This window comes from Phytoactinopolyspora endophytica, from assembly GCF_004138495.1.
In the GTDB taxonomy this organism is placed as follows: Bacteria; Actinomycetota; Actinomycetes; order Jiangellales; family Jiangellaceae; genus Phytoactinopolyspora; species Phytoactinopolyspora endophytica.
Genome location: NZ_ML142864.1, coordinates 151994 through 155135, shown reverse-complemented (window position 1 = coordinate 155135; position 3142 = coordinate 151994). Strand labels below are relative to the sequence as shown.

General features: G+C 71.1%; 3 protein-coding genes. All 3 read left to right on the top strand.

Annotation, left to right across the window (positions count from 1 at the left end; all coding sequences use genetic code 11):
- A partial coding sequence (locus ELR45_RS25880) for a four-carbon acid sugar kinase family protein (RefSeq protein ID WP_165368101.1) occupies window positions 1–1355 on the top strand: 1355 nt, incomplete at its 5' end.
- A gap of 70 nt (window positions 1356–1425) precedes the next feature.
- Window positions 1426–2466 carry a 4-hydroxythreonine-4-phosphate dehydrogenase PdxA gene (pdxA, locus tag ELR45_RS25875; protein WP_129668909.1) on the top strand — a complete coding sequence of 347 codons (1041 nt, stop codon included), beginning with the start codon at window positions 1426–1428 and terminating at the stop codon, window positions 2464–2466.
- Between the two features lie 16 nt (window positions 2467–2482).
- Window positions 2483–3142: DeoR family transcriptional regulator (locus ELR45_RS25870; protein ID WP_165368100.1), on the top strand; the 660-nt coding region annotated here is incomplete at its 3' end.

The following is a 3142-nucleotide window of genomic DNA, read 5'->3' as shown; positions in this document are numbered from 1 at the left end:
TCGGTCCTCACCGCCAGGTGCTCGTCATCGCCGACGATCTCACTGGCGCCAACGCCACCGCCGCGGGCTTTGCCAGGGCGGGGCTCCGCGCGGTCACCATCGGCGCGGACCAGAGCACCGAGGTGATCGCTGAATTCGCCGGTCGGTTCGACGTCGTCGTGGTCAGCACGGACACTCGGCACGAGCCAGCCGAACGGGCAGCGGCGCGTGTGGCCGGTGCTGTCCGCGCCGGCTGGCCGGTGCAGCTGGTCAGCAACCGTGTCGACACCACCCTGAGGGGCAACGTCGGAGCGACGACGGCGGCGGCGTTGCGGGCCGTGGCGGAGGAGGCCGATCGCCGGGCGGTAGGCCTGTGCGCTCCCGCCTTTCCATCCGCCGGACGGCAGACCGTGGACGGCACCCAGCTGCTGGACGGCGATCGTCTGGAGCACACGGAGCTCGCCCGCGATCCGCGATCGCCGGTGGACGACTCGGACATCGCGACTCTCATCCACCGCCAGGCGGACCTGAAGATCGGCCACCTCTCCCTGTCCACGGTGACCGGCGACCGCGACGAGCTGAGCGAGGCCGTGCACAAACAGGTCGCCGACGGGACCGACGTGGTCGTCGCCGACGCCCTGACCACCGATCACCTCGACCGGGTGGCCCAAGCCGCGGTCCGTGCCGTCCCAGCGGACGTGGTCTGGGTCAGCATCGACTCCGGACCTGGCTCGGTCGCGCTGGCCAGGGCCCTCGGCATCACCGGGCGCGACGAGGGGGCACCCCTGCTCGCCGTCTCGGGTTCAGCCACCCGGCTGACCCGGACCCAGCTCGCGAGGTTGCGCTCAGAACACCAGGTCACCACCGTTCGAGCCATGCCCGGGGACGACGGCCCCGTCCCCGATCTCGACGCCACCGCCGCGGCGCTGGACGCCGCCGTGGCGGATGCCGGTCCGCACGACATCGTTCTCCTGGCCACCGTGCTGGCCGACACCGACGTGGTCTCCGTCGGCCCGGAGCAGGCCGAGGAGCTGCCCAAGGTGCTGGCGCGCGCCGTGCGCAGGACGCTGGAGGAGCACACAGTGGACGGTCTCTTCTCCACCGGTGGGGATGTGACGGCTGCCCTCTTCGCCGAGCTGGCGGCCAACGGCCTCGAGGTGGAGCTGGAAGTCGAGCCACTCGCCGTCGCGGGTACGTTCGTAGGTGGGCCGTGGGCCGGACTGCCGGTGGCGACCAAGGGAGGTCTCATCGGCGACGGCGGGACGATCGTCGCCTGCGTCGAGCACCTGAGGCGGGCCGCGGAGGCCGGCCGCAGGCACGTCCGGGCCGCGCAGTCCCGGGTCGCGGCCATATCGAGCACGACGCCACCGCCGTGACGTCGTCGACCCGGCCGGTCGCCGGCCACGACCCAGTGGACAGTCCCCCTCCAGAAAGGTCAGAACTCACATGACCCGATCCGTTCTCGCCGTCACCCTCGGCGACCCCGTTGGCATCGGCCCCGAGATCACCGCCCGGACGCTGGCCGAGGTCGCCGGGCAGGACGGGCACCACGGCATCGCAGTCGGCGATGCCGAAGCCGTGCGGCGTGGCGCCCGCGCGGCCGGGCTCGACGTCGACGTGCGCGAGGTCAGCGATTTCGGCGTCGAACCCGCCGGACCCGGCACCATCGACGTCTACGACACCGGCGTACTCGGCGCCGATGTACCCGGCTGGGGCAACGTCGACGGCCGGGCCGGACGCGCAGCCGTCGTCGCGATCGAGGTGGCGACCCGCGCGGCCCTGGACGGCGAGGTGGACGGCATCGTGACCGGGCCGGTCCATAAGGAGGCGATCTGGGCCGCCGGCTCGAAGCACCTGGGGCATACCGAGATGCTCGGCGAACTCACCGGCGTGACCAGGCAGAACACTATGTTCGTGGTGCGCGAGACGGAAGCCGAGGGTCACCACCTGCGGATCTTCTTCACCACGCGCCACGTCTCACTACGCAAGGCTCTCGACCAGATCACCCAGGACACCGTGACCGCCTCCATCGACGAGGCGCTGACCGCCCTACGCGTCTTCGGCGTCGCCGAGCCACGGCTTGCTGTCGCGGCCGTCAATCCGCACGGCGGCGAGAACGGGGCGTTCGGTGACGAGGAGATCGTCCATATCGGCCCGGCCTGCGACGCCGCCCGTTCCCGGGGACACTCGGTGGCCGGCCCGGTGCCGGCGGACTCGGTGTTCCACCAGGGGCTGACCGGGCGATTCGATGCCGTCCTGTCCCATTTCCACGACCAGGGGCACATCGCCGCCAAGACCTACGACTTCAACGGGACGATCTCAGTGACCGTCGGCCTCCCGATTCTGCGCACCTCAGTGGATCATGGAACCGCGTTCGACATCGCCGGGACCGGCAGGGCCGACCACGGCACGATGCTGTCGGCGTACTTGGCCGCGGTCGATTACAGTCCGTATGTGCCCGCCATCCGCGAAGCGTACGGCGGATGAGTAGGAGGTAGCACGGTTGCAAGCACGGGGGACGAGGCGAGGCACCCGCGAACGGCACAAGGCCTTGCTGGACCTGCTTCGGCAGGGAACAACACACGTGGATGATCTCGCCGCGGCGCTGGCGGTCTCACCGTCGACAGTCCGCCGCGACCTCGGCCGGCTCACCGCCGACCGAGTGGTCGCGCGGACCTATGGCGGGGCCGTCGTCCCCGAAGCGTTTCACGAACGACCCGTGGAGGAAAGCGCGCGGGTGCGGCTGCAGGCGAAATCGGCGATCGCCGCGGCCGCACGTCCGTTCGTGGCCGCCGGCGCCACGGTCTTCATCGACGCCGGCACTACCTGCTCTGCTCTCGCACGTCTGGTCGTCGACGAAGACTGGGGCGGTAACGGCCCGGTGGTGGTGACGCGCGGCCTGGAGACCGCCAGCACGTTGGCACCGTCGGACCAGATCGACGTGGTGATCCTGGGCGGCCGGATTCGCCGGTTGAGCCACGGCGTCGTCGGGCCACTGGCCGATCTCGCGCTCGACCGGCTCGCCTTCTCCGTGGCCTTTCTCGGTGCCGACGCCGTCGACCCGGCCCGGGGCGTCGGCGAGCCGACCCTGGAGGAGACCGCGGTGAAGGAACGCGTGGCGGCCTGTGCCGGAAGCGTGTTCGTGCTAGCCGACTCCAGCAAG